Genomic DNA, 19,941 nt, shown 5'->3' with positions numbered 1-19,941 from the left:
GTCGCGGCGGATCACTCCCCCATGGCGTGACCGCGCGCCCTTTTTAGCAGGGCAACCGCAGGCAGCGCCAGTCCCGCACTCCTACGGTTTTTGAGCTGCCGGCGAGCGCTCGAAGCTGCCGGCGAAACCGGGGAAGACCACCGGGCTTTCGTAACCATCGGCGGACACCGCCGAGACCCCGAAGAACCAGTCATCGATCACCACGTCGTCCAGGACGGCGTGGTCGACGTCGCCTACCGCGCGCGCATGCTGCCATTGCGGTGCGGTGGTGTCGCGCCAGTGCACCCGGTAGCCAACGGCGCCCGGCACCTTGTTCCAGTGCACGGTCGTGTCGGTGGCCAGCGCGCCCTCGGTGGTGACGCCGCCGGGCGGCGCCGGCGCGCGGCTCAGGCTTGCCATGGTGATGGCGTTCAGCGCGGTGACCCGGGCCAGGTAACGGAAGTCGATGCCGTCGATGGTGTCGCCGTAGCGGATGCCGCGTTCGGTGCGCAGGTCCTGGTGTTGCCGCGTGTAGTTCTCATGGGCCTCGGTGACGCGCACGGCCGGGTAGCCCTCCTGCAGGAACGGAACCTGGTCGCCGCCGCGGCCGAAGCGGTCGGTGCGGTAGATCATGTGCACGCGAAAATCGGGCAGGTAATTGTCCGCGAGGTGGTCGATGTAACGGGCCAGGTTGCGCGAGGGCGAGTCCACCTCGCCGCCGTGATAGCGACGGTAGTCGGCCTGCGCCGGGGTCTCGTTGGTCTTGGTGCCCTCGGAAAACACGCGCACGGTGGTGTTGTCGATCGCGCCATTCTGGCCATGGCTGTTGCCGACGATGTCGTTGTTGAGCTCGGCTTCGACCTTCCAGCCCTGGGCCACGGCGTATTCGGCCAGCACCTTGCCGCCGTAGAGCCCCTGTTCCTCGCCAGACAGCGCGGCGAACACCAGGGTCGCGCCGTTGTCCTGCTTCGACAGCAGTCGCGAGGCTTCGATCAAGGCAGCCACGCCGGAGGCGTCGTCGTTCGCGCCGGGCGCATCGCTGGTGCTGTTCATCACGTCGGTGACGCGCGAATCGAGGTGTCCGGTCATCACGATCACGCGCTGCGGGTCGGTGCTGCCACGCTTGATCGCCACCACATCCATCACCTCGGTCGGCGTGGGCAGGCGCTTGCCGGTAAAAGTCTGTGCGGGCGTGACCACCTCGATGCAGCCCCCGCAATCTTTCGAGATCGCCTCGAAGCGCGACTTCACCCAGCGCCGTGCGGCACCGATGCCGCGGCTGTCGGATTTCGTGTCGGACATGGTGTGGCGGGTGCCGAAGCCGATCAGGCGGGTGATCGTCATGCGCAGTTCGACCTGGCTCGGCGCATCGGCCAGGGCATGCAGCGCCGGTTGCTCGCGCGGCGCGGCCGGCAACCCGGTGGATGCGATGGCGGTCGTGGAGACAAACAGCAGCAGGGCGGACGGCAGCATGAACAGGCGCATGGTCGGATTCCTCGGCAGAATCGTGACCATACAACGACTATGCCTTTGCGTGCTGGTCATGAAAAAGCCCGCTCGTCGCCGGGCGGGCCTGAAGCCTGGTCCTTCGCTTCCGGTGAAAGCTGCGCGTCCCTGCGCAGCCGGATCGCGCTTTCGCTTACGGGGTGTAGCTGCCGGTCAGGGTGACGTTCTTGTACGTCGCGTAAGCCCTCACCATGATGTAGTACGTGCCCGCGGTGGGTGCCGAGGCCGTGCAGCTCTCGTTGTTGCCCGAGACATACGGACGGCAGTCGTAGCTGCTGGTGGTCGGTTGCGAACCCAGCTTCACGTACAGGTCGGCATCGCCCGTACCACCGGCGATGTTGATGTTGAGGTTGCTGGCGCCGGCCGGCACGACCATCGTGTAGTACACGGCGTTGTTCCGCGTGGCAGTCAGGCCGGTTACCGGCACGCCGTTCTGCAGCACGTTGCCGCCACCACCGCCACCACCGCCGGTGCTCCAGGTCGCTTTGACACTGACGCCGGAGAAGGCCTGGTAGCCATTCAGCATGACGTAGTAGGTGCCTGCCTGCGGCGAAGCCACGGTGCAGCTCTCGTTGTTGCCGGTGAGGTACGGGCGGCAATCGTAGCTGGACAGGGTCGGCGCGGAACCGAACCTGGTGTACAGGTCCGCGTCACCGGTGCCACCGGACTCGGAGATCACCAGGTTGCTGGCGCCGGCCGGGATCACCACCGTGTAGAACAGCTGGGCACCGGTTGCACCGGACTGGCCGGCAAGCGCCACGCCGTTCTGCAACTGATTGCCACCGCCACCGCCTGCGGCCGTGACCGTCACCGACTGCGTCTTGGTGTTGGTCGCGCCGCTGTTGTCGGTCACCGTCAGCGAGACGCTGTACGTGCCGGCGGCCGAGTAGGTGTGGCTGGGGTTGGTCGCCGTCGAGGTGGCGCCATCGCCGAAGTTCCACGAGCGCGAGGCGATCGTGCCATCGCTGTCGGTGGAGCTGTCGGTGAAGTTCACCACCAGGTTGCTGATGCTGTCGCTGAAGTTCGCGACCGGCGGCACGTTGCCGCCGCCACCGCCACCGCCGATGTCGTTCGCGGCGCCGCTGATGATCAGTTCGCCGCGGCCGCTGGCCAGGTCATAGCCCGCACTGGCGCTTTCGCCACCGTTGTTGCCCGACGTGATGTCGTGGAAATCGGACGCCGGCAACTGGTACAGCAGCGGTGCCGCGAAGCCGACGCCGGCGCCCTTGATCGCGATCACGCGGGCCCAGGTCCCGGCGAACAGCGGCGCGGACAGGCTGGTGCCGCCGTACTGCTGGGTGGCGCCGCTGACGATGATCTTCGAGCCCGAGTTGGGATCGGCATCGTAGGCGATGTCCGGCAGGCCGCGCGTGCTGCCGGGGGCCACGCCGTTCTGCCAGCTCGGCTGCGGCTCGAAGGTGCTGGAGCTGCCGCCGCCACTGCTCCATACGGTGGCGCTGTTCCAGGTCGTGGTGGAGGCATTCAGCGTGGTGCCGCCCACCGCCACCACGTACTGCGAGGCGGCCGGCCAGCTCGGCGTGACGCCGCCATTGCCGCATTCGTCGGCCCCGGAGTCGCCGGTGGAGATGGAGAAGGTCTGGCCCTGTGCCACCGCCTGCTGGAAGATCTGGTCCTGCGCCGCGGCCGAGCCGTCGCCCTGCGCGCTGGTTTCGCACTCGCCCAGCGACACGTTGATGATCTTGGTCGCGTTGGCGTTGACGATGGCGTTGAAGTCGGCGGTAAGGTTGGCGTTGGACAGGGTCGGGATGTTGTAGAAGATCAACTTGCCGACCTGGCCGCCGGCCATGCCGACGATGTCCTGACTGTCCAGGCTCCACTCACCCAGCCCGCTGGTGTCGCTGCTGGTGCCGTTGGTGTTGATCGTCTGCGTGGTCACTGTGGCCAGGCCGTTCTGCGAGGTGAACGTATTCAGGTCGGTGATGGTCTGGGTGATGTTGCCTTGGGTGACGATGCCCACCGGCACGCCAGCCGCCGTAGCCACGCCGCTGCCGCCGTAGATCGAGGCGAACTCGGTCGGGTTGTGGCCGGTCACCGCCTGGGTCGTGTAGCCGGCCTGCATCGGCTTGGCGAAGGTGTGTGCCTGGTGCACGCTCTGCAAGCCGACCACTGACAGCACGACGTCCTGCAGCGACGCGGGAATCTGCACGTCGCCGTTGTGCATGAAGGCGGCGCGGCCATCGTGCGTGTGCACCTGGGCGAACGTGGTCTTGAACGCAGCCTGTGCGGTGTCGGCGCGGCCGTCGGCCGACACCAGCATCCGGTTCGGCGCGATCTGTACATGGGTGAAGCCGGCGGCCTTGAGCCAGGCGGCAACCTGGTTCGCCTGCTGTGCGGTTGGCGCGTAGCTGGTGGCGAACTGCGACGTGGTCATCGCGCGCTGCACGATCGACAGCGTCGAGTTCCTCGCGGTGGCGATGAAATTGTGCAGCTCGGCCGGGTTGCGCAGTTTCAATGCGACCTCGATGTGTATCGGCTGCGCCGGTGACAGCGGACCGGTGACCACGTCACCCTGGCGCAGGGCGGTCGCATGCTGGTTCAGCGCGACGAATGCATTGCTGCCGACGGCCGTGCCGGCCGGAGTGGCGCCGATGGAACCTGCGGCGGCGATACCGATGGCCGCGACCAGCAACTTGAGACGAAAATGACTTGGCATTTGTAGCTCCCGAAGTTTTCAAGGCAAAACGAGGCCCTGAGGCCATGCGTGCCCCATGAATGAAATGCCGTGGACAGACACGGCACCCGTGGTTTCTTGAACTGACCGGCGATCCCGTACCCGCTTCGGTTGACCCTCCCCCGGTAAATCCCTGAGGACCAGCATGCGGGCATTTTGTCTTGTGACGGCTGTGGACCAGGCTGTTCGCATGGCCCCGTGACAGGATCGTTCGCCAAGCTCCCGATTGGCGAACTGTTCGACGTTATGGCGGCGGCCGCAAAACGGTCAATAGGACTTTTTCCGGCCCGGAGTGATTTGCGTCACATCGGATCGGGGCGTCCGATTCGCTCGGCGATGGCGCAATTAATTGCGATTTCCGCACGATGATGGAGGCTCGCGCGACACCTGTGCAACAGCCACCGGGCGGCCGGACAAACCCCCCTCGGTCGCAGGCATCCGGTACGAAATCTACCGCGACAGCCCGATTTTTCGCGCATGAACTTGGCGATTATGTATCCGCGCAAAATCGCGCCAGATTTATTGGAACAGGACATATTCGGTCATGCCGAATGAAATTACGGCGTGACAAAATATGCTGTTTGTAGTCGCAATATATTGTTGAGCTGTCGCCCTGGCGGCGAATCCGCCGTGACGGTCGCGCCACCCTTTTTGCCATCGTCGGTCAGCTTCAATTCAGGCGCCGGACCCCGTTGGCGACTTCGCCGCCGTCGGCAGGCGCAGGTATCACTGCAGCGAGGGCATGCGGGCGCATGCGACCATGGGCGGATGACACGCGTTCCGCCACCACGACTCGCCATTGTCGGGGGTGGTCCCGCCGGCCTCATGGCTGCCGAGACCGCCTGCGCGGCTGGCATGCGCGTGGATCTGTACGATGCGATGGGCTCGGTGGGCCGCAAGTTTCTGTTGGCCGGCAAAGGCGGCTTGAACCTGACCCATGCGGAGGCACCGGCGCGCTTCGTGGAGCGATTCGGTGCGCGTCAGGCCGAGATCGCACGCTGGCTCGCTGCGTTCGACGCGCAGTCGTTGCGGGAATGGGCACGCGGGCTTGGCGTGGAGACCTTCGTCGGCAGCTCCGGGCGGGTCTTTCCGGTCGACATGAAGGCAGCGCCGCTGTTGCGTCGATGGGTGCGGCGCCTGCGCGAATCCGGTGTGGAGTTCCACATGCACCATCGCTGGCTGGGCTGGCAGGCGCACGACACGCTGCATTTCGCCACGCCGCACGGTGAGCGCGCGCTGCCTGTCGACGCGGTCGTGCTCGCACTGGGTGGAGCAAGCTGGCCGCAGCTGGGTTCGAATGGCGGTTGGGTGGCACCACTGACGCGCGCTGGTGTGGATGTCGCAGCGCTGCAGCCGGCCAATTGCGGCTTTGAGCTGGACTGGAGCGAGCTTCTGCGCAGCCGCTTCGCCGGCGCGCCGTTGAAGCCGGTGGTGGCGCACTGGCACGACCGGCACGGCGTGGCGCACGCGCGTCAGGGCGAGTTCGTGCTCAGCGAATACGGCATCGAGGGCAGCCTGGTCTACGCGATCGGCGCCGAGTTGCGCGAACAGATTTCCGAACGCGGCGAGGCCTTGCTGAAGCTGGACCTGGTGCCCGGTTACACGCAGCCGGCGCTGGCCGAGCGCCTTGCGGCGCCGCGTGGCAAGCACAGCCTCGGCGACTGGCTGCGTCGCCGCGCCGGGCTGGATGCGGCCAAATGTGCGCTGGTGTTCGAGCTTGTCGACAAGCCTGCGCTGGCCGATCCCTTTGCCCTTGCCATGCAACTCAAGGCGCTACCGCTGCGCCTGCGCGCACCGCGGCCGGTGACCGAGGCGATCAGCACCGCCGGTGGCGTGCGGCTGGAGGCACTGGACAAGTACCTGATGTTGCGTGATCGCCCCGGCGTGTTCTGCGCGGGCGAAATGCTGGACTGGGAGGCGCCCACCGGCGGCTACCTGCTCACCGCCTGCTTTGCCAGCGGACGAATTGCCGGCCATGGCGTCGCACACTGGCTGGCGGCGCGGTCGGCGGCCTAGCCGAAGGCGCGTTGTTCCTGTACCGGTCGCGCGTTTTCGGCCAGCAGGCCCTGCTGCGTGCGGCGCAATACCTGCGGCATGCGTTGCGCCACGAAGTCGATGAAGCAGCGCAGCGCCGGCGTATGCCCGTGGCGCGACGGATACACCGCGTGCACGTTGCCCGGTGGCAGCGACCATGCCGGCAGCAGCGGCACCAGCCGCCCCTCGGCAATCGGTTCGCGGCAGACGAACTGCGGCAGTTGCGCCATGCCGACGCCGCCGATCACCGCCTGGTACAGCACCTGCAGGTCGTCGCTGACCAGGCTCGGATGATGTTCGACCTGCTGGGTGCGGCCGTCGGCGGCCTGCAAGTGCCAGAAATGCCGCCCCTCGGCGTTGATCACACCGAGGCTGGCAAGCCGCTTGAGCTCGATCGGCTGGGTCGGCCGGCCCTGGCGCAGCAGCAGCTCGGGGCTGGCTACCAGGATCTGCGGATCCATGCCGTAGCTGCGCATCACCAGGCTGGAATCCTTGATCGAATCGCGCACCCGGAACGCGATGTCGTAGCCGCCGGCGATCACGTCGACCTGGTGGTGGCAGATGTCGAGGTCGACCTGCACGTCCGGGTGCTGCCGCAGAAAATTGACCAGGATCGGCGCCAGCAATAGCTGCGCGAACAACACCGGGCAGGCCACGTGGATGCGTCCGCGCGGCGCCGCCTGGGCTTCGTCGATCACGCGCTGGGTCTGCTCGGCGGCGGCCAGCAGCAGCCGGCATTGTTCGTAATAGCGGCGGCCGATCTCGCTGACGTGCGAGCGGCGGGTGGTGCGCTGGATCAGCCGCACGTCGAGACTGGCCTCCAGTCGCGCCACCCGGAAACTGAGCTGCGACTTGGCCACGCCCAGCGCCTTGCTGGCCGCTGTGAACGAGCCCAGTTCGACCACCTGCACGAAATAGTAGATGTCGGTGAGATCCTGCACGGCAAGTCCTTGCGAGGTGTCCGGACAGGCTAGCGCAGTACGGCGCAATGTCTTGCTGCGATGCGCAATCCTGATGGATTGTTCTTCGATCGTGGACATTCAACGCAATGCACAGGGCTTATCAATCCCGCGATCCAAGGTGAATACTCCTCCGTCATGGGACAAGGCCGGATGCACTGAGGGGGTGCGTGCCGAGCGAGGGCGGACCGGCCGATCGCTTTGCAGTATTCACGCTAGCCAAGGGGCTTCAAGCCATGCGTGTGATTTCGTTGTTTCTTGCGGCCTCGATTTGCGTCGTGCTGGGCGCCGGCGGGATGGTGCTGGGTTCCCACGACGCGCAGGCCCAGCAAGCCGCCGCGACGTCGCCGACCGATGCCTCGCACAGTCCGTCCAGCGGGCTCAGCCAGAGCGACATCGCAAAGATGCTGCCGGCCACTGACATGGGCGCCCACGCGGCCCGCGCCAACAATCCGCACCTGGCGCCGGTGGACGACAGCCAGGCCACCCCGTTCGACGCGGCCTCGATACCGGTCAACCCGCTGGCGCCAAATGCCGATGCGGTGGGAGCGAAGACCTGCGTGGCCTGTCATTCGCAGGAAAACGTGCAGGCCTCGCACAGCCTGCACGTCGGCGCGTTCCGTGCCGGTGCGGCGAACAGTGGTCCGCAAGCCGCCTGCGAAAGCTGCCACGGCCCGGGCTCCGAGCATGCCAAGAATCCCACTGCGCCAGGTTCGATCATCGCGTTCACGCATGACGCGAAAACCTCGCCGCAGGTGCAGGCCGGCGTCTGCCTGAGTTGCCATGCCGGCGGCGCGCGACAGCACTGGATCGGTTCGATCCACCAGAACCGCGGCCTGTCCTGTACCGACTGCCACAACCCGATGGCCAAGTTGTCGCCCGAAGGCGTGCTGGCGAAGTCGTCGATCAACGAGGTCTGCGCGACCTGCCACCAGGACATCCGCGCCAAGTTCAACCGCCGCTCGCACATGCCGTTGCCGGAAGGGCAGATCGCCTGCACCGATTGCCACAATCCGCACGGCAGCATCACCAAGCCGCTGCTGAAGACCGATACGGTCAACGAGACCTGCTACACCTGCCACGCCGAGAAGCGCGGGCCGTTCCTGTTCGAACACGCGCCGGTACGCGCGAACTGCCTCAACTGCCACGACGTGCACGGTTCCAACCAGCAGACCCTGCTGGTCGCGCCGATCCCGATGCTGTGCCAGCAGTGCCACACCATGACGCGTCACCCGAATGATCTGCAGAGTGCGGCCGGACTCGCCAACGGCCCGCATCCGGACGAGCGGCTGATCGGGCGCGGCTGCCTGAGTTGCCACAGCAATATCCACGGCTCGAACAATCCTTCCGGACCGAAGTTCCACGAGTGACGGAGGCGGACGATGCTTGCGCTGAAAGGGAATCGCACGACGCTGAGTACTTTGGCGCTCGCTCTGCTGTGCGGGCTGTTCGGCACGCAGGGCGCGCTGGCGGGTGACACCAGCGGCACCATGCGCGTGGGCGACATGCAATACGGCAACGGGCTCGACCCGCGCGGCTGGACGCCGATGCTGTATCCGGCCGACCCGGACGGCATGTCCTACCTGCACGCCGGCATGCTGCGCACACCCACCGGCGCACTGTATCCGTATCCACTGCTGATCGATGCCGGCAAGCCGGTCGGACAGGGTGACTGGACCTACAGCGGCCTGCTGGAGTTCGGCTACCTGCACGTCGGTGGTGATCGCAACGCAGAATATTTCCGCCAGTACGACGACTGGAAGAGCGGTGCGGTGCTTGGCCTGTTCGCGCTCGACTTCAATAACCGCAAGACCGGCAGCTATGTGGATCTGCGCGGCAGCCGGATCAGCGGTGACGACCAGTTTTACCGTCTGCGCGGCGGTCGTTACGGCAGCTACCGGGTCGAAGGTTTCTATCGCGACATGCCACACACGGTATCGACCAGCGCGTACCCGATCTGGAACGGTGTAGGCAGCACCGACCTGACCCTGCCGTCATCGCTGGTCGCCGGTGCCAGCACGCCGGCGCAGGTCGCTGCGGTATCAGCCGCCACGCCACGGCGCAGCATCGGCCTCACCCGCACGCGCAGCGGCCTGAGCTACGAAGGCGTGCTCTACCGCAACTGGATCGGCTCGGCCGCGATCACCAACGAGAAGCGCACCGGCACCCGCCTGTGGGGCGGCTCGATGTTCTTCAACTTCCCGTTCCCCGACAACGGTGGCGTGCTGGAAACGGTGCGGCCGATCGACTTCCGCACCACCGACATCAACCTCAGCGTGCGCAACGTCGGCAAGCTCTGGCACTTCCTCGCCACCTACAACGGCTCGTTCTTCCGCAACCACAAGGACCATCTGGACTTCGAAAACCCGTTCGCGCTGTATAACGTGGTCGGCACACCGCAGGTGGCCGACATCAAGGACGGTCAGTTCTCGCTGGAGCCGGATAACGACTACCACAACATCCGGCTGGATCTGTCGCGCGAACTGAAAGGGAACGGCCAGTTCACCGTGGCCGGCGCGTGGGGCACGATGCGCCAGAACGCGGCGCTGCTGCCGCCGACCGCCTGCACCGGCACCGGCGGCATCTTCATCGCACCGCCGGTGAACTACACCTTCCAGTGCGCGAACTGGAACACTACCGCGGCACTATCGCGGCAGAACGCGAACGCGCGCATCGACACCGGCCTGTTCGATGCACGGGTTACCTTCCAGCCTGCGCCGGCGTTCGGCTGGCATGCCGGCCTGCGCTGGTATCGCGAGGACGACAAGACCCGCTATCTCGCCTACAACCCGCTCACCGGCCAGTACGGCTACATCTCCGAGAACGGCTCGCAGGGCAGCGTGGTGCCGGGTGAGACCGGCATCTTCGACCCGACCAACCCGCTGTACTGGTCGTCCAACGTCACCGTGCGCAACAATCCGTTTGGGTACACCGACAGCATCTTCGAACTGGGCAGCGACTGGCAGCTCGGCCGCAAGACTTCGCTCGGCGTCACCTACACCTACGATCACAACCAGCCGAAGTATCGCGAGCGCAAGCGCGTCGATGACCAGCGCATCAAGTTCGACTGGGTCAGTCGCGATGTCATCGGCGCCACCGTGCGGCTGAGCTGGGAGTACGCCAAACGCGACGGCGACAAGTACAACTACGATCCGTACGCGCAGTTCTTCTCCGAGTCGCTGCCGGGTTTCGTCGATCCGGCCACCGGTCTGCCGGCGCACACGGTAGCCGACATGCGCAAATACGACCTGTCCAATCGCACCGAGAGCAAGGCGCGCGCGATCGTCACCTATCCATGGGGCGAGTCGGCCACGTTGTCGGCCACGTTCTACGGCAATCGTGACAACTACGATGCCCTGATCGGCCGGCAGACCACCAACACCACCGGCGCCACCGTGCAGTGGGACTGGCAGCCGACACCGGCGACCACGATGAACGCCTATCTCGGTGTGGAGGGCTCGCGCATGGGCATCTCCAACGTCGGCGATTCGGATGCGCCCGACAACGGCGCCGGCCTCGGCACGATCGGCCAGACCAATCCGAACCTCGGTGGGCCGCTGTATCCGTACGCGAACCAGTGGTGGGAGTTCGATCGCGAGAGCAATCGCAACGCGGGCCTGAGCTTCAGTCACGACTTCGGCCGCGCACGCGCCGATATCAGCTACAACTACACCGGCTCGTTCGGGCATGTCGGCTACACCTATGCCAGCATCGGTGCACTGGCCTATCGTGATCCTGCCGGCGTGGCCGCGGCCGAGGCCGGTTTTCCGGACAACAAGTACCGCACCAATACGCTCGACCTGGGCCTGAGCTTCCGCGTCAACCGCAACGTCGGCGTGCGCCTGTACGGTCGCTACGAAACCGGCGCGTTCAGCGACTGGCACTACGCCGGGCTCGACAACACGCTCAGCTACGACCATCGCCTCTACACCGACAAGGGCGGCCAGCTGCACTACAGCGTGAGCCTGGTCGGCGTCATGTTGAACTTGAAGTTGTGAGGAGCGCCCGGATGACAAATCGCACAAGCCTCCTTGGCGTGTTCCTGTTTGGTTGCAGCATGGCGATGGGCTGCGTGGCACAACAGCCGGCAGCCGATGCCGCGGCAACGCCGGTCAAGTTGCTCGACCAGCGCCGGATGCAGCCGATCAGTGGCGACGCCCAGGCCGGTGCCGGCAAGGCCGCGGTGTGCGCGGCCTGCCATGGTGCGCAGGGCGTGGCGATCGCGCCGACCTTTCCGAACCTGGCCGGTCAGTCGGCGACCTATCTCTACGCGCAGTTGAAGGAATTCCACGACGGCCAGCGCAATGATCCGGTGATGACGGGCCAGGCTGCCGCGTTGAGCGACGCCGACATGCGCGACCTGGCCAGCTATTACGCGTCGCTGGCTCCGAAGCCGGCCGGTCAGGCTGATGCGAGTTCACGCGGTGCGCAGTTGTATCTGGCCGGCGATCCCGCGCAAGGCATTCCGCCGTGCCAGGGTTGCCACGGCCCGACCGGAATGGGGCCGCAACCGCACCCGAGCAGCGCACCACAGCCCCCATGGGCCACGTTCCCCTATCTTCGAGGCCAGTCCGGACTCTATCTGACCAAGCAATTGGGCGATTACAGGAGCGGCATGCGTGCCGGCAGCAGCAATGCGAAGGTGATGCAAGGTGTAACGCAAACACTTGGCGACGCCGACGTGCAGGCGTTGTCGACTTACCTCGGCACGTTGTGAGGTCGGTCGATGCGGCGTGGCGCGGCGCTATGGCGCAACCCGCTTCACCAGCTTGATCTCGAACAGCTTCGGCCAGTTCTTGCCGGTGACGAACAGGCGATCGTGCTGCGCATCCCAGGCAATGCCGTTGAGTACATCGTCAACGGGCCGCGGCAGCGTGTTCACGTCGAACAGGCCGGTCAGGTCGATCCAGCCGACGACATGGCCGGTCGCCGGATCGATGCGTGCGATGCGGTTGGTCAGCCAGATGTTGGCGTAGATCTCGCCATCGACCCATTCCAGCTCGTTGAGATTGGTGACCGGCACGCCGTCGGCCGTCACCATGATGCTGCCGATCGCGGCCAGCGTATCGGGGTCGAGGATGCGCAGCACGGATGAACCGTCGCTCATGTAGATATGGCGGTTGTTGCGGGTCAGCGCCCAGCCTTCGCCGGGGTAGCTGAAGGTGTGCCGCAACTTGAAGTCGTCCAGGCCGTAGACGAAGCCGGTCTCGCTCTGCCACGTCAACTGGACCAGCTGGCCGTTCCAGTCGACGATGCCCTCCCCGAAATACTGCGATGGCACCTCGTGCCGCTGCAGCACCTTGCCGGTCTCCAGTTGCACCTTGCGTATGCTCGATGCGCCCTTTTCGCCGGTGCTTTCGTAGAGGTAGCCGTCCTTGTAGAACAAACCCTCGGTATAGGCCGAGGTGTCATGCGGGTAGGCGTGCACGATCTGGTAGCCGTAGACCGGAATCGCTGCCCGGCAGGCGACGGTGGCAAGCAGCAGGACGAGGACGATCGCAAGACGGTGCATGGGGTTGCCCGAAGGTCAGGTGGATGAGGTCAGGACAGTGCGCGCACGCGGAAATTCCGGCCCTTGATCTTGCCGGCGCGCAATCGTTCCAGCGCCTTGTTCGCCAGCGCACGGCTGATCGCCACGTAGGCGCGGGTGGCGAACACGTCGATCTTGCCGATGTCTTTCGCGTCGAGTCCGGCGTCGCCGGTGAGTGCACCGAGGATGTCGCCGGGACGCAGCTTGTCCTGCCGGCCGGCGTCGATCACCAGGGTCTTCATCGGCGCCAGATGCAGCGTCTTGCCGCGCGACGGTGCCACTTTCAGCGGACGCCACGGCAGCGGCGTGCCGTTGAGTTCTTCGATGTTCGCTGCCTTCGGCCGCTCGCGCGGCGTGCACAGCGTGATCGCCAGGCCGGTCTGGCCGGCGCGGCCGGTGCGGCCGATGCGGTGGGTGTGCGTTTCCGGGTCGTGCGCAATGTCATAGCTCACCACCAGCGGTAGCGCCACGATGTCCAGCCCGCGCGCGGCCACGTCGGTGGCCACCAGCACGGCGCAACTGCGGTTGGCGAAACGCACCAGTACTTCGTCGCGGTCGCGCTGTTCCATGTCGCCGTGCAGGGCCAGTGCGGAGAACCCGCGGCGGTCCAGCTCCTGCGCCACCGCGTCCACTTCGCGGCGCATATTGCAGAACACCAGCGCCTGATTCCGTTTAGCGTCCGCGGCGTGCGCGCCGCCCAGCAATTGCGCCAGTGCGTCGAGCTTCTGCGCCGGCTCCACTTCGTGGAAGCGCTGCTCGATCGCGGGCTTTTCATCGGCCGGCGCATCCACCGTCACCTCGACGGGATGCTTCTGCACGCGCTTGCTCACCGCACGGATCTCGTCCGGGTACGTCGCCGAGAACAGCAGGGTCTGATGGTGTTTGGCGATGCGCCCGATGATGTCGTCGATCGCCTCGGTGAAACCCATGTCGAGCATGCGATCGGCCTCGTCCAGCACCAGCACCTTGATGCCGCCGCCGTGCAGGCTTTCCCGCTTCAGATGCTCCTGCACGCGACCCGGCGTGCCGACCACGATGTGCGGGTCGTGCGTCAGGGATGCCAGTTGCGGTCCCAGCGGCATGCCGCCACACAGCGTCAGCAGCTTCACGTTCGGGATGTTCGCCGCCAGCTTGCGGATCGCCTTGCTGACCTGGTCGGCCAGCTCGCGGGTCGGGCACAGCACCAGCGCCTGCAGCCGGATTGTGTCGACATCCAGTGATTGCAGCAGGCTCAACCCGAACGCCGCGGTCTTGCCGCTGCCGGTCTGCGCCTGCGCGATCACGTCGCGACCGTCCAGCATCGGCGGCAGGCTTTGCGCCTGCACCGGGGTCATGTCGGTGTAGCCGAGTGTTTCGATGCTGGTGAGCAGGGCGGGTTTGAGCGGGAGCGTGGTGAAGGCGGTCATGCCTCTATGATCGCACGGGCGCTCCGGCGCGACTTGCATCCGCGCGCCGCCTCGCCGACCCTGTACAGCTCTGCCTCCTGCCGACTACCGCCATGGACACCGTTTTCATCGAAGACCTGCGCATCGACGCCGTCATCGGCATCTACGACTGGGAGCGCCGTGTGCGGCAGACGCTGGCGTTCGACATCGAGATGGCGTTCGACAACACCGTACCGGCGGCCAGCGACGACATCGCGCTGACGCTGAACTACAAGGATGTCTCCAAGCGCCTGATCGACTACGTCGGTGCGTCGAGCTTCGGTCTGGTCGAGACGCTGGCCGAGCGCTGCGCCGCGATCATCCGCGAGGAGTTCGGCGTGGGCTGGGTGCGGCTGAAGCTGTCCAAGCCCGGCGCGGTGCGCGGCGCGAAGTCGGTCGGCGTGTGCATCGAACGCGGCGTGAGACCGGGCTGATGGTACGGGTCTACCTGAGCCTGGGCTCCAATCTCGAACCGCATCGCCATCTGCCAGCGGCGATCGCGGAGTTGCGTGCGCATTTCGGCGAGCTGGCCGTGTCGCCGGCGTATCGCAGTGCGTCGGTCGGGTTTGATGGCGGGGAGTTCGTCAACCTGGCGGTGGGGCTAAATACCGACCTGTCGCCCGAGGCGTTGAACGAGTGGCTGCACGCGTTGGAAGATCGCCATGGTCGCCGCCGCGACGTGCCGCGCTATGCGGACCGCACGCTGGACATCGACATCGTGTTCTACGACGCACTGGTGCTCGACGGTCCGGGTCACCTGCAGATCCCGCGCAACGAGTTGCAGCATGCCTTCGTGTTGCGGCCGATCGCGGATATCGCGCCGGGGTTCCGGCATCCGGTCAGCGGGCAGAGCATGGCCGAGTTGTGGGCGGCGTTTCCGCCACAGCGCGAACCGTTGCGGGTCGAGCCCTTGCAGGTCGAGCCCCCGGCGGGCTGAGCGGGGCGCACTTTCGCACTCTCGCGACGGATGCTAGAAATGGTGCATTCGCGATTCGCGCTCAAAGGGGAGACAGGCATGGCCGGGAAGTTTGCACGCAGTTGGGCGTTGCTGAAGGCGAGTGCGGCAGTGCTGCGCTCGGACAAGTCGTTGCTGCTGTTTCCGCTGTTGTCCAGTGTCTGCACGCTGCTGGTGGCGGCCAGTTTCCTGGTCCCGGTGGGCATGCTGGTGATCGGCGGCGCGCACGCCGGCGAGGATTTCCACCAGCGCATGTCGGTCGGCAGCTACCTGCTGATGTTCGCGTTCTACCTGGTGCAGTACTTCGTGATCATCTTCTTCCAGACCGCGCTGACCGGCGTGGCGCTGATGCATCTGCGCGGCGAGCCGACCAGCGTGGGCGCCGGCCTGGCACTGGCCCGGGCGAAATTGCCGCAGATCTTCGGCTACGCGCTGATCGCCGCCACCGTCGGCCTGCTGCTGCGGATGATCCAGGAACGCCTCGGCCTGATCGGCCGCCTGGTGGTCGGCTTCATCGGCCTGGCCTGGACCGTGGCCACCTTCCTGGTGGTGCCGGTACTGGCCAGCAAGGAGGTGGGCCCGGTCGATGCCGTGAAGGAGAGCGTGGAACTGCTCAAGCGCAGTTGGGGCGAGAACCTGATCGGCAACGGCGGCATCGGCGTGGTGTTCGCTGTGCTGATGGTGCTGGCGGTGCTGGTCGGCGCCGTCCTGATTGGCGCTGCGGTGGCGATGCAGTCGGTGGTCGCGATCGTGGTGGCTGGCGTGATCGTGGTGATGGGCTTCGTTCTGCTCAGCCTGGTCCAGGCGTCGTTGCAGGGCATCTACGCGGCCGCGCTATATCGCTATGCGGAAGCCGGCGAAGCCAGTGTCGGCTTCGACCAGGCGTTGCTGCAGCAGGCGTTCGCGCCGAAGAAGAAATAGCCGGAGCAAGAACCTCATACCGACAGCGTGCGCCCGCCATCGACGCGAATGATCTGCCCGGTGACGAACGGCGCATCGCGCAACAGCCACAGCACCGTACCGGCCACGTCCTCCGGTGTGCCGGCACGTTGCAGCGGCGTGCGTGCCAGCATCGCCTGCTGGTCGTCGTACGGTTTGCCGTCGCTCGGCCACATCACCGCACCGGGCGCCACGCCGTTGACGCGTATCTCCGGGCCCAGCTCCAGCGCCAGTGAGCGGGTCATTGCGGCGTGTGCGGCCTTGGCCATGCAGTAGATCGGGTGATTCGCCAGCGGCCGCTCGGCGTAGATGTCGATCATGTTGACGATGCCGCCACGCGCTGCGCGCAGCGCCGGGATCGCCGCCTGGCTGAGGAAGAACGGTGCCTGCGCATTGGAGGCGAACAGTTCGTTCCATTGCTGCGGGGTCGCCGTGCCTAGCGGCGTGGGGAAGAACGCCGAGGCGTTGTTGACCAGCGCGTCGAGCCGCCCGTAATGCGCCAGCAGCCGTTCGAGCATCGCCGGCAAGGCCGGCAGCTCGGCGAGTTCCGCCTGCAGCAGCAAGGTGCTGTCGCCGCGTTGCCGTTCCAGTTCGTCGGCCAGTGCGTGGACGTCGTCGGCGGAACGGCGGTAGTGCAATGCCAGGTCGTAGCCGGCTGCGTGCAGCGTGCGCGCGATCACCGCGCCGACCCGGCGGCCGGCGCCGGTGATCAGCGCGACGGGTCGATCATGGCGTGGTGACATGTTGCGGCTCCGGTAGATGTGCTGCATGCAGCTTGCAGCAAAGGCGCGCTGGCGTCATCCGCGGCATGGCTCATCCGGGTTTCGATTTATCGGTTTTCGCGGCACGGGTTTCGGGGCTCTCCTCCACCGTCATCTCGCTTTCGAACATCTCGATCGCGGTGCTGGCGACTTGCCCGGTGTCGTAATACGCGTACGCGCTGACCCCAAGCGCGCCGATCACCGGCAGCCAGCGTGATATCCCCTTGCCCAGCGTGCGCTGGGTCAGCTTGACGCCGACCTGCTTCGCCACGCGCTCGGCCACGTTCCAGGACATCTGACGAAACACAAGTCGATCGCCGACGCGCACCACCAGGTCGCGAAACGCCTGCGCCGCGGTGTGCCGGAACAGGCACCACATCATCTGCTCGCGCCCCAGCGTGGCGTGGCGGCCGTAGGCGGCGGCAATGTCGCTGACCATCTGGCCCTGGATCTTCCAGATCGCGATCAGCTCCGGCAGCAGGGTCAGCCAGCCCAGCGGTCCCGGCGGCAGCGCCAGTGAACCGGCGGCGAGTGCAGCGCGGCGCGCGGCACGGTTGGCCAGACGGCGCGCTTCGCTGGCCGGGTCGCCGCAGCTGTCGATCCGGCTGCCCGGCACCTCGCTCACGAAATCGAGAATCGCCGTGGTGATCCGGCCGTGGTCGACCGGCGGGATGACCGCGGGGAGTTGCTGGCTGCCGGACTTGGTCATGCGGGCTCCATCAGGCGTGCAGGGCGACGAACACGGCGTGGTGTCCTTGCCAGTCTAGGTGGCCTTGCGTGACGCCGGGCCGAATGTCGGGCGTCACCGCTGCGCCGGTTCGATTTTCCGCGGTCCATGACTTCTGGCAGTTGTCGCAATTTCTTGCATAGATATGTTATAACATAACATCCAATCCATTCCCTTGCTGCCGGAGTCCTCGATGAAATTCGCCCCACTTGCCCTGGCTCTGGCCCTCGCGCTGGCGACGACCGCCACCCACGCCACCGACGAGACCCCGACGCCGGCCGCTGCCGCTCCGGGCGCGGGCGATCCGGCCGGCGACAGTGGCGGCGGGTTGCCGCGAGTGCAGAACCTGGCCGGGGTATCGGTGTCGGCGGCGCTGGACCAGGCACGCAACGCGCTGTCACCGGACACCGGCAGCAGCCAATACGTCATCGATCACAAGGCGATCGCGCAGCTGCCGCTGGGTGCGTCCACGCCGATGAACCAGGTGCTGCTGCAGGCACCGGGCGTGGTGCAGGATTCGTACGGCGGCCTGCACGTGCGCGGCGATCACGCGAACCTGCAATATCGCATCAACGGCGTGATCATCCCCGAATCGATTGGCGGCTTCGGGCAAAGTCTCGATGCACGCACGATCCAGACCGTGAAGCTGCTCGATGGTGCTTTGCCGGCGCAGTACGGCCTGCGCACGGCGGCGGTGGTGGACATCACCACGAAGAGCGGGCACGACCTCGGCAACGGCGGCAGCGTGGGCATCACCGGCGGCAGCAACGGCACGCTGAATCCGAACGCGTCGATCTGGGGCAGCAACGATCGCTGGAGCTGGTTCCTCACCGGCAACTACCTGAAGGACGATGCCGGTATCGAGAATCCCACGGCGAGCAAAAAGCCGATCCACGACCACACCAACCAGGCGAAGGGCTTTGGCGACATCAGCTACCTGATCGACAACGATACGCGCCTCAGTTTCCTGTTCGGCGTGGCCAACAACCGCTTCCAGATTCCGAACAATCCCGGCCAGACGCCACAGTTCGGTTATCTGGATACGGTTGACTTCAACTCTGCCGATCTCGACGAACGCCAGCGCGAGAACACCCGCTTCGGCGTGCTGGCGCTGCAGGGCAAGCTGGGTTCGACGGACTATCAGGTGTCCGTGGGGCAGCGTTACAGCAGCCTGATCTATACCCCCGACCGGATCGGCGAACTCATGTTCAACGGGGTCGCTTCCGCCGTCAGCCGCAGCAATCGGGCCAGTACCCTGCAGGCGGACTTCGCCACCCGCCTGGGCAATGGCCACACCCTGCGTTACGGGATGTACGGCAGCTTCGAGCACTCCGCCAGCGGCAATGACGCCTGGGTGTTTCCCGCCGATGCCGACGGCAACCAGCTGAGCAGCACGCCGATCAACATCCTCGACGACAGCCGCCTCGTCGCGAAAACCTGGTCGGCGTATGTGCAGGACGAGTGGAATATCGCCGACAACTGGACGCTGAACTACGGCCTGCGCGGCGACCGTTACCAGCTGGCGCGCACCGAGAGCCAGCTGAGTCCGCGCGTCGGCCTGGTGTGGCAGGCCACCGGCAGCACCACCGTGCACGCCGGCTACTCGCGCTACTTCACCCCGCCGGCGACCGAGATGATCGCCAGCGCCAACATCGCCAAGTTCGACGGGACCACCAATGCGGTGCCCGACAACGGCAACAATACGCCGCTGGCCGAACGCTCGGACTACTTCGACGCCGGCATCTCGCAGAACCTGGGTTCGGCCTGGACCATCGGCGTGGATGCCTACTACCGCAAGGTGCGGCGCCTGCAGGACGAGGGCCAGTTCGGTGCGGCCCTGATCTATTCCACCTTCAACTACGCCCAAGGGCGGGTGAAGGGACTGGAGTTCACCGCCAACTACGCGCAGGGACCGCTGTCGGCGTACTTCAACGCCTCGCTCGGCAAGGCGATCGGCGAGCGCATCATCACCAGCCAGTACAACTTCTCGCCGGAGGATCTTGCCTACATCGACGGCCACTACATCTTCCTCGACCACGACCAGAAGCTCACCTCGTCCGGCGGCGTGAACTATGCGCTGGACGACAATACCCGCGTCGGCGCCGATTACCTGTTTGGCAGCGGCCTGCGCAAGGACGGCGGGGTACCGAACGGTGCCTCGCAGCCGGCGTACTTCCAGCTCAACCTCAACGTCTCGCGCGACTTCACGTTCGACCGCTTCGGCAAGCTGCACACCCAGCTGGCGGTGATCAACGCACTGGATCGTACCTACGAACTGCGCGACGGCAGCGGCATCGGCGTCGGCGCGCCGCAGTTCGGCCCGCGCCGCGGTGTGTACCTGAGTCTGCAGAAGGATTTCTGATTGTCGTTGCGCGTGATGGTCTCGTGGCCATCACGCGGATCGGCTGCTGCCATCCGCTATCCTTGCCGCGCTG

15 protein-coding genes are annotated in these 19,941 nt (G+C 66.0%); 8 read left to right on the top strand and 7 right to left on the bottom strand.

Annotation, left to right across the window (positions count from 1 at the left end; genetic code table 11):
* Positions 1 to 81 precede the first annotated feature (81 nt).
* Entirely contained in the window at positions 82 to 1,464 is a 1,383-nt protein-coding gene (locus B0E47_RS02125; protein WP_077512162.1) for a M28 family metallopeptidase, read from the bottom strand.
* 154 nt (positions 1,465 to 1,618) lie between these two features.
* Positions 1,619 to 4,159: a pre-peptidase C-terminal domain-containing protein gene (locus B0E47_RS02120; RefSeq protein ID WP_077512044.1), complete on the bottom strand. Its 2,541-nt coding sequence runs from the start codon at positions 4,157 to 4,159 to the stop codon at positions 1,619 to 1,621.
* Between the two features lie 786 nt (positions 4,160 to 4,945).
* Here B0E47_RS02120 and B0E47_RS02115 point away from each other — a divergent pair.
* Complete coding sequence (locus B0E47_RS02115) at positions 4,946 to 6,193, top strand: TIGR03862 family flavoprotein (RefSeq protein ID WP_077512042.1); 1,248 nt, start codon at positions 4,946 to 4,948, stop codon at positions 6,191 to 6,193.
* Here B0E47_RS02115 and B0E47_RS02110 read toward each other — a convergent pair.
* Positions 6,190 to 7,251 (bottom strand): LysR family transcriptional regulator, encoded by a 1,062-nt coding sequence (locus B0E47_RS02110; protein ID WP_077512040.1) that lies wholly within the window; start codon positions 7,249 to 7,251, stop codon positions 6,190 to 6,192. The genes B0E47_RS02115 and B0E47_RS02110 overlap by 4 nt on opposite strands.
* A gap of 155 nt (positions 7,252 to 7,406) precedes the next feature.
* Between B0E47_RS02110 and B0E47_RS02105 the strand changes: the two genes are divergently transcribed.
* Genes B0E47_RS02105 through B0E47_RS02095 form a run of 3 tightly spaced genes read left to right on the top strand, consistent with a single transcriptional unit; the run spans position 7,407 to position 11,887 of the window.
* The gene (locus tag B0E47_RS02105) at positions 7,407 to 8,540 is read left to right on the top strand and encodes a DmsE family decaheme c-type cytochrome (RefSeq protein ID WP_077512038.1); all 1,134 of its coding nucleotides are present in this window, start codon (positions 7,407 to 7,409) and stop codon (positions 8,538 to 8,540) included.
* Positions 8,541 to 8,552: 12 nt separating this feature from the next.
* Complete coding sequence (locus B0E47_RS02100) at positions 8,553 to 11,168, top strand: MtrB/PioB family outer membrane beta-barrel protein (protein WP_077512036.1); 2,616 nt, start codon at positions 8,553 to 8,555, stop codon at positions 11,166 to 11,168.
* An 11-nt stretch (positions 11,169 to 11,179) separates the two neighbouring features.
* Positions 11,180 to 11,887: a c-type cytochrome gene (locus tag B0E47_RS02095; protein WP_077512034.1), complete on the top strand. Its 708-nt coding sequence runs from the start codon at positions 11,180 to 11,182 to the stop codon at positions 11,885 to 11,887.
* Positions 11,888 to 11,914: 27 nt separating this feature from the next.
* Here the strand turns inward: B0E47_RS02095 and B0E47_RS02090 are convergent, their stop codons facing one another.
* Positions 11,915 to 12,682 (bottom strand): glutaminyl-peptide cyclotransferase, encoded by a 768-nt coding sequence (locus tag B0E47_RS02090; protein WP_077512032.1) that lies wholly within the window; start codon positions 12,680 to 12,682, stop codon positions 11,915 to 11,917.
* 29 nt (positions 12,683 to 12,711) lie between these two features.
* The gene (gene dbpA / locus B0E47_RS02085; protein WP_077512030.1) at positions 12,712 to 14,106 is read right to left on the bottom strand and encodes an ATP-dependent RNA helicase DbpA; all 1,395 of its coding nucleotides are present in this window, start codon (positions 14,104 to 14,106) and stop codon (positions 12,712 to 12,714) included.
* 92 nt (positions 14,107 to 14,198) lie between these two features.
* Between dbpA and folB the strand changes: the two genes are divergently transcribed.
* From folB to B0E47_RS02070, 3 genes are all read left to right on the top strand, one after another.
* Positions 14,199 to 14,558: a dihydroneopterin aldolase gene (gene folB / locus B0E47_RS02080; protein ID WP_077512028.1), complete on the top strand. Its 360-nt coding sequence runs from the start codon at positions 14,199 to 14,201 to the stop codon at positions 14,556 to 14,558.
* A complete protein-coding gene (gene folK, locus B0E47_RS02075) occupies positions 14,558 to 15,061 on the top strand; it encodes a 2-amino-4-hydroxy-6-hydroxymethyldihydropteridine diphosphokinase (protein ID WP_077512026.1) in 504 nt (167 codons plus the stop codon). Before folB ends, folK begins: the two co-directional genes overlap by 1 nt.
* Positions 15,062 to 15,139: 78 nt before the next feature.
* Positions 15,140 to 16,000 carry a DUF6159 family protein gene (locus B0E47_RS02070; RefSeq protein ID WP_077512024.1) on the top strand — a complete coding sequence of 287 codons (861 nt, stop codon included), beginning with the start codon at positions 15,140 to 15,142 and terminating at the stop codon, positions 15,998 to 16,000.
* Between the two features lie 14 nt (positions 16,001 to 16,014).
* Here the strand turns inward: B0E47_RS02070 and B0E47_RS02065 are convergent, their stop codons facing one another.
* Both B0E47_RS02065 and B0E47_RS02060 read right to left on the bottom strand, forming a co-directional pair.
* Positions 16,015 to 16,761, bottom strand: coding sequence for a pteridine reductase (locus B0E47_RS02065; RefSeq protein ID WP_077512160.1), 747 nt, complete (start codon positions 16,759 to 16,761; stop codon positions 16,015 to 16,017).
* A gap of 70 nt (positions 16,762 to 16,831) precedes the next feature.
* Complete coding sequence (locus B0E47_RS02060) at positions 16,832 to 17,488, bottom strand: hypothetical protein (RefSeq protein WP_077512022.1); 657 nt, start codon at positions 17,486 to 17,488, stop codon at positions 16,832 to 16,834.
* Between the two features lie 211 nt (positions 17,489 to 17,699).
* On the opposite strand from B0E47_RS02060, the gene B0E47_RS02055 reads away from it, so the two are divergent.
* The gene (locus B0E47_RS02055) at positions 17,700 to 19,868 is read left to right on the top strand and encodes a TonB-dependent receptor (protein ID WP_077512020.1); all 2,169 of its coding nucleotides are present in this window, start codon (positions 17,700 to 17,702) and stop codon (positions 19,866 to 19,868) included.
* Positions 19,869 to 19,941: the final 73 nt, after the last annotated feature.

This window comes from Rhodanobacter sp. B05 (genome assembly GCF_002001085.1).
Lineage (GTDB): Bacteria > Pseudomonadota > Gammaproteobacteria > Xanthomonadales > Rhodanobacteraceae > Rhodanobacter.
The sequence above is the reverse complement of the archived record's forward strand: the minus strand, read 5'-3'. Positions and strand labels throughout refer to the sequence as shown.

Excerpts from the sequence above, each read along its gene's own strand:
- dbpA (WP_077512030.1), bottom strand. The coding sequence starts at position 14,106 with ATGACCGCCTTCACCACGCTCCCGCTCAAACCCGCCCTGCTCACCAGC.
- folB (WP_077512028.1), top strand. The coding sequence starts at position 14,199 with ATGGACACCGTTTTCATCGAAGACCTGCGCATCGACGCCGTCATCGGC.
- folK (WP_077512026.1), top strand. The coding sequence starts at position 14,558 with ATGGTACGGGTCTACCTGAGCCTGGGCTCCAATCTCGAACCGCATCGC.
- B0E47_RS02125 (WP_077512162.1), bottom strand. The coding sequence starts at position 1,464 with ATGCGCCTGTTCATGCTGCCGTCCGCCCTGCTGCTGTTTGTCTCCACG.
- B0E47_RS02105 (WP_077512038.1), top strand. The coding sequence starts at position 7,407 with ATGCGTGTGATTTCGTTGTTTCTTGCGGCCTCGATTTGCGTCGTGCTG.
- B0E47_RS02095 (WP_077512034.1), top strand. The coding sequence starts at position 11,180 with ATGACAAATCGCACAAGCCTCCTTGGCGTGTTCCTGTTTGGTTGCAGC.
- B0E47_RS02120 (WP_077512044.1), bottom strand. The coding sequence starts at position 4,159 with ATGCCAAGTCATTTTCGTCTCAAGTTGCTGGTCGCGGCCATCGGTATC.
- B0E47_RS02110 (WP_077512040.1), bottom strand. The coding sequence starts at position 7,251 with ATGTCCACGATCGAAGAACAATCCATCAGGATTGCGCATCGCAGCAAG.
- B0E47_RS02060 (WP_077512022.1), bottom strand. The coding sequence starts at position 17,488 with ATGACCAAGTCCGGCAGCCAGCAACTCCCCGCGGTCATCCCGCCGGTC.
- B0E47_RS02070 (WP_077512024.1), top strand. The coding sequence starts at position 15,140 with ATGGCCGGGAAGTTTGCACGCAGTTGGGCGTTGCTGAAGGCGAGTGCG.
- B0E47_RS02090 (WP_077512032.1), bottom strand. The coding sequence starts at position 12,682 with ATGCACCGTCTTGCGATCGTCCTCGTCCTGCTGCTTGCCACCGTCGCC.
- B0E47_RS02100 (WP_077512036.1), top strand. The coding sequence starts at position 8,553 with ATGCTTGCGCTGAAAGGGAATCGCACGACGCTGAGTACTTTGGCGCTC.
- B0E47_RS02065 (WP_077512160.1), bottom strand. The coding sequence starts at position 16,761 with ATGTCACCACGCCATGATCGACCCGTCGCGCTGATCACCGGCGCCGGC.
- B0E47_RS02055 (WP_077512020.1), top strand. The coding sequence starts at position 17,700 with ATGAAATTCGCCCCACTTGCCCTGGCTCTGGCCCTCGCGCTGGCGACG.
- B0E47_RS02115 (WP_077512042.1), top strand. The coding sequence starts at position 4,946 with ATGACACGCGTTCCGCCACCACGACTCGCCATTGTCGGGGGTGGTCCC.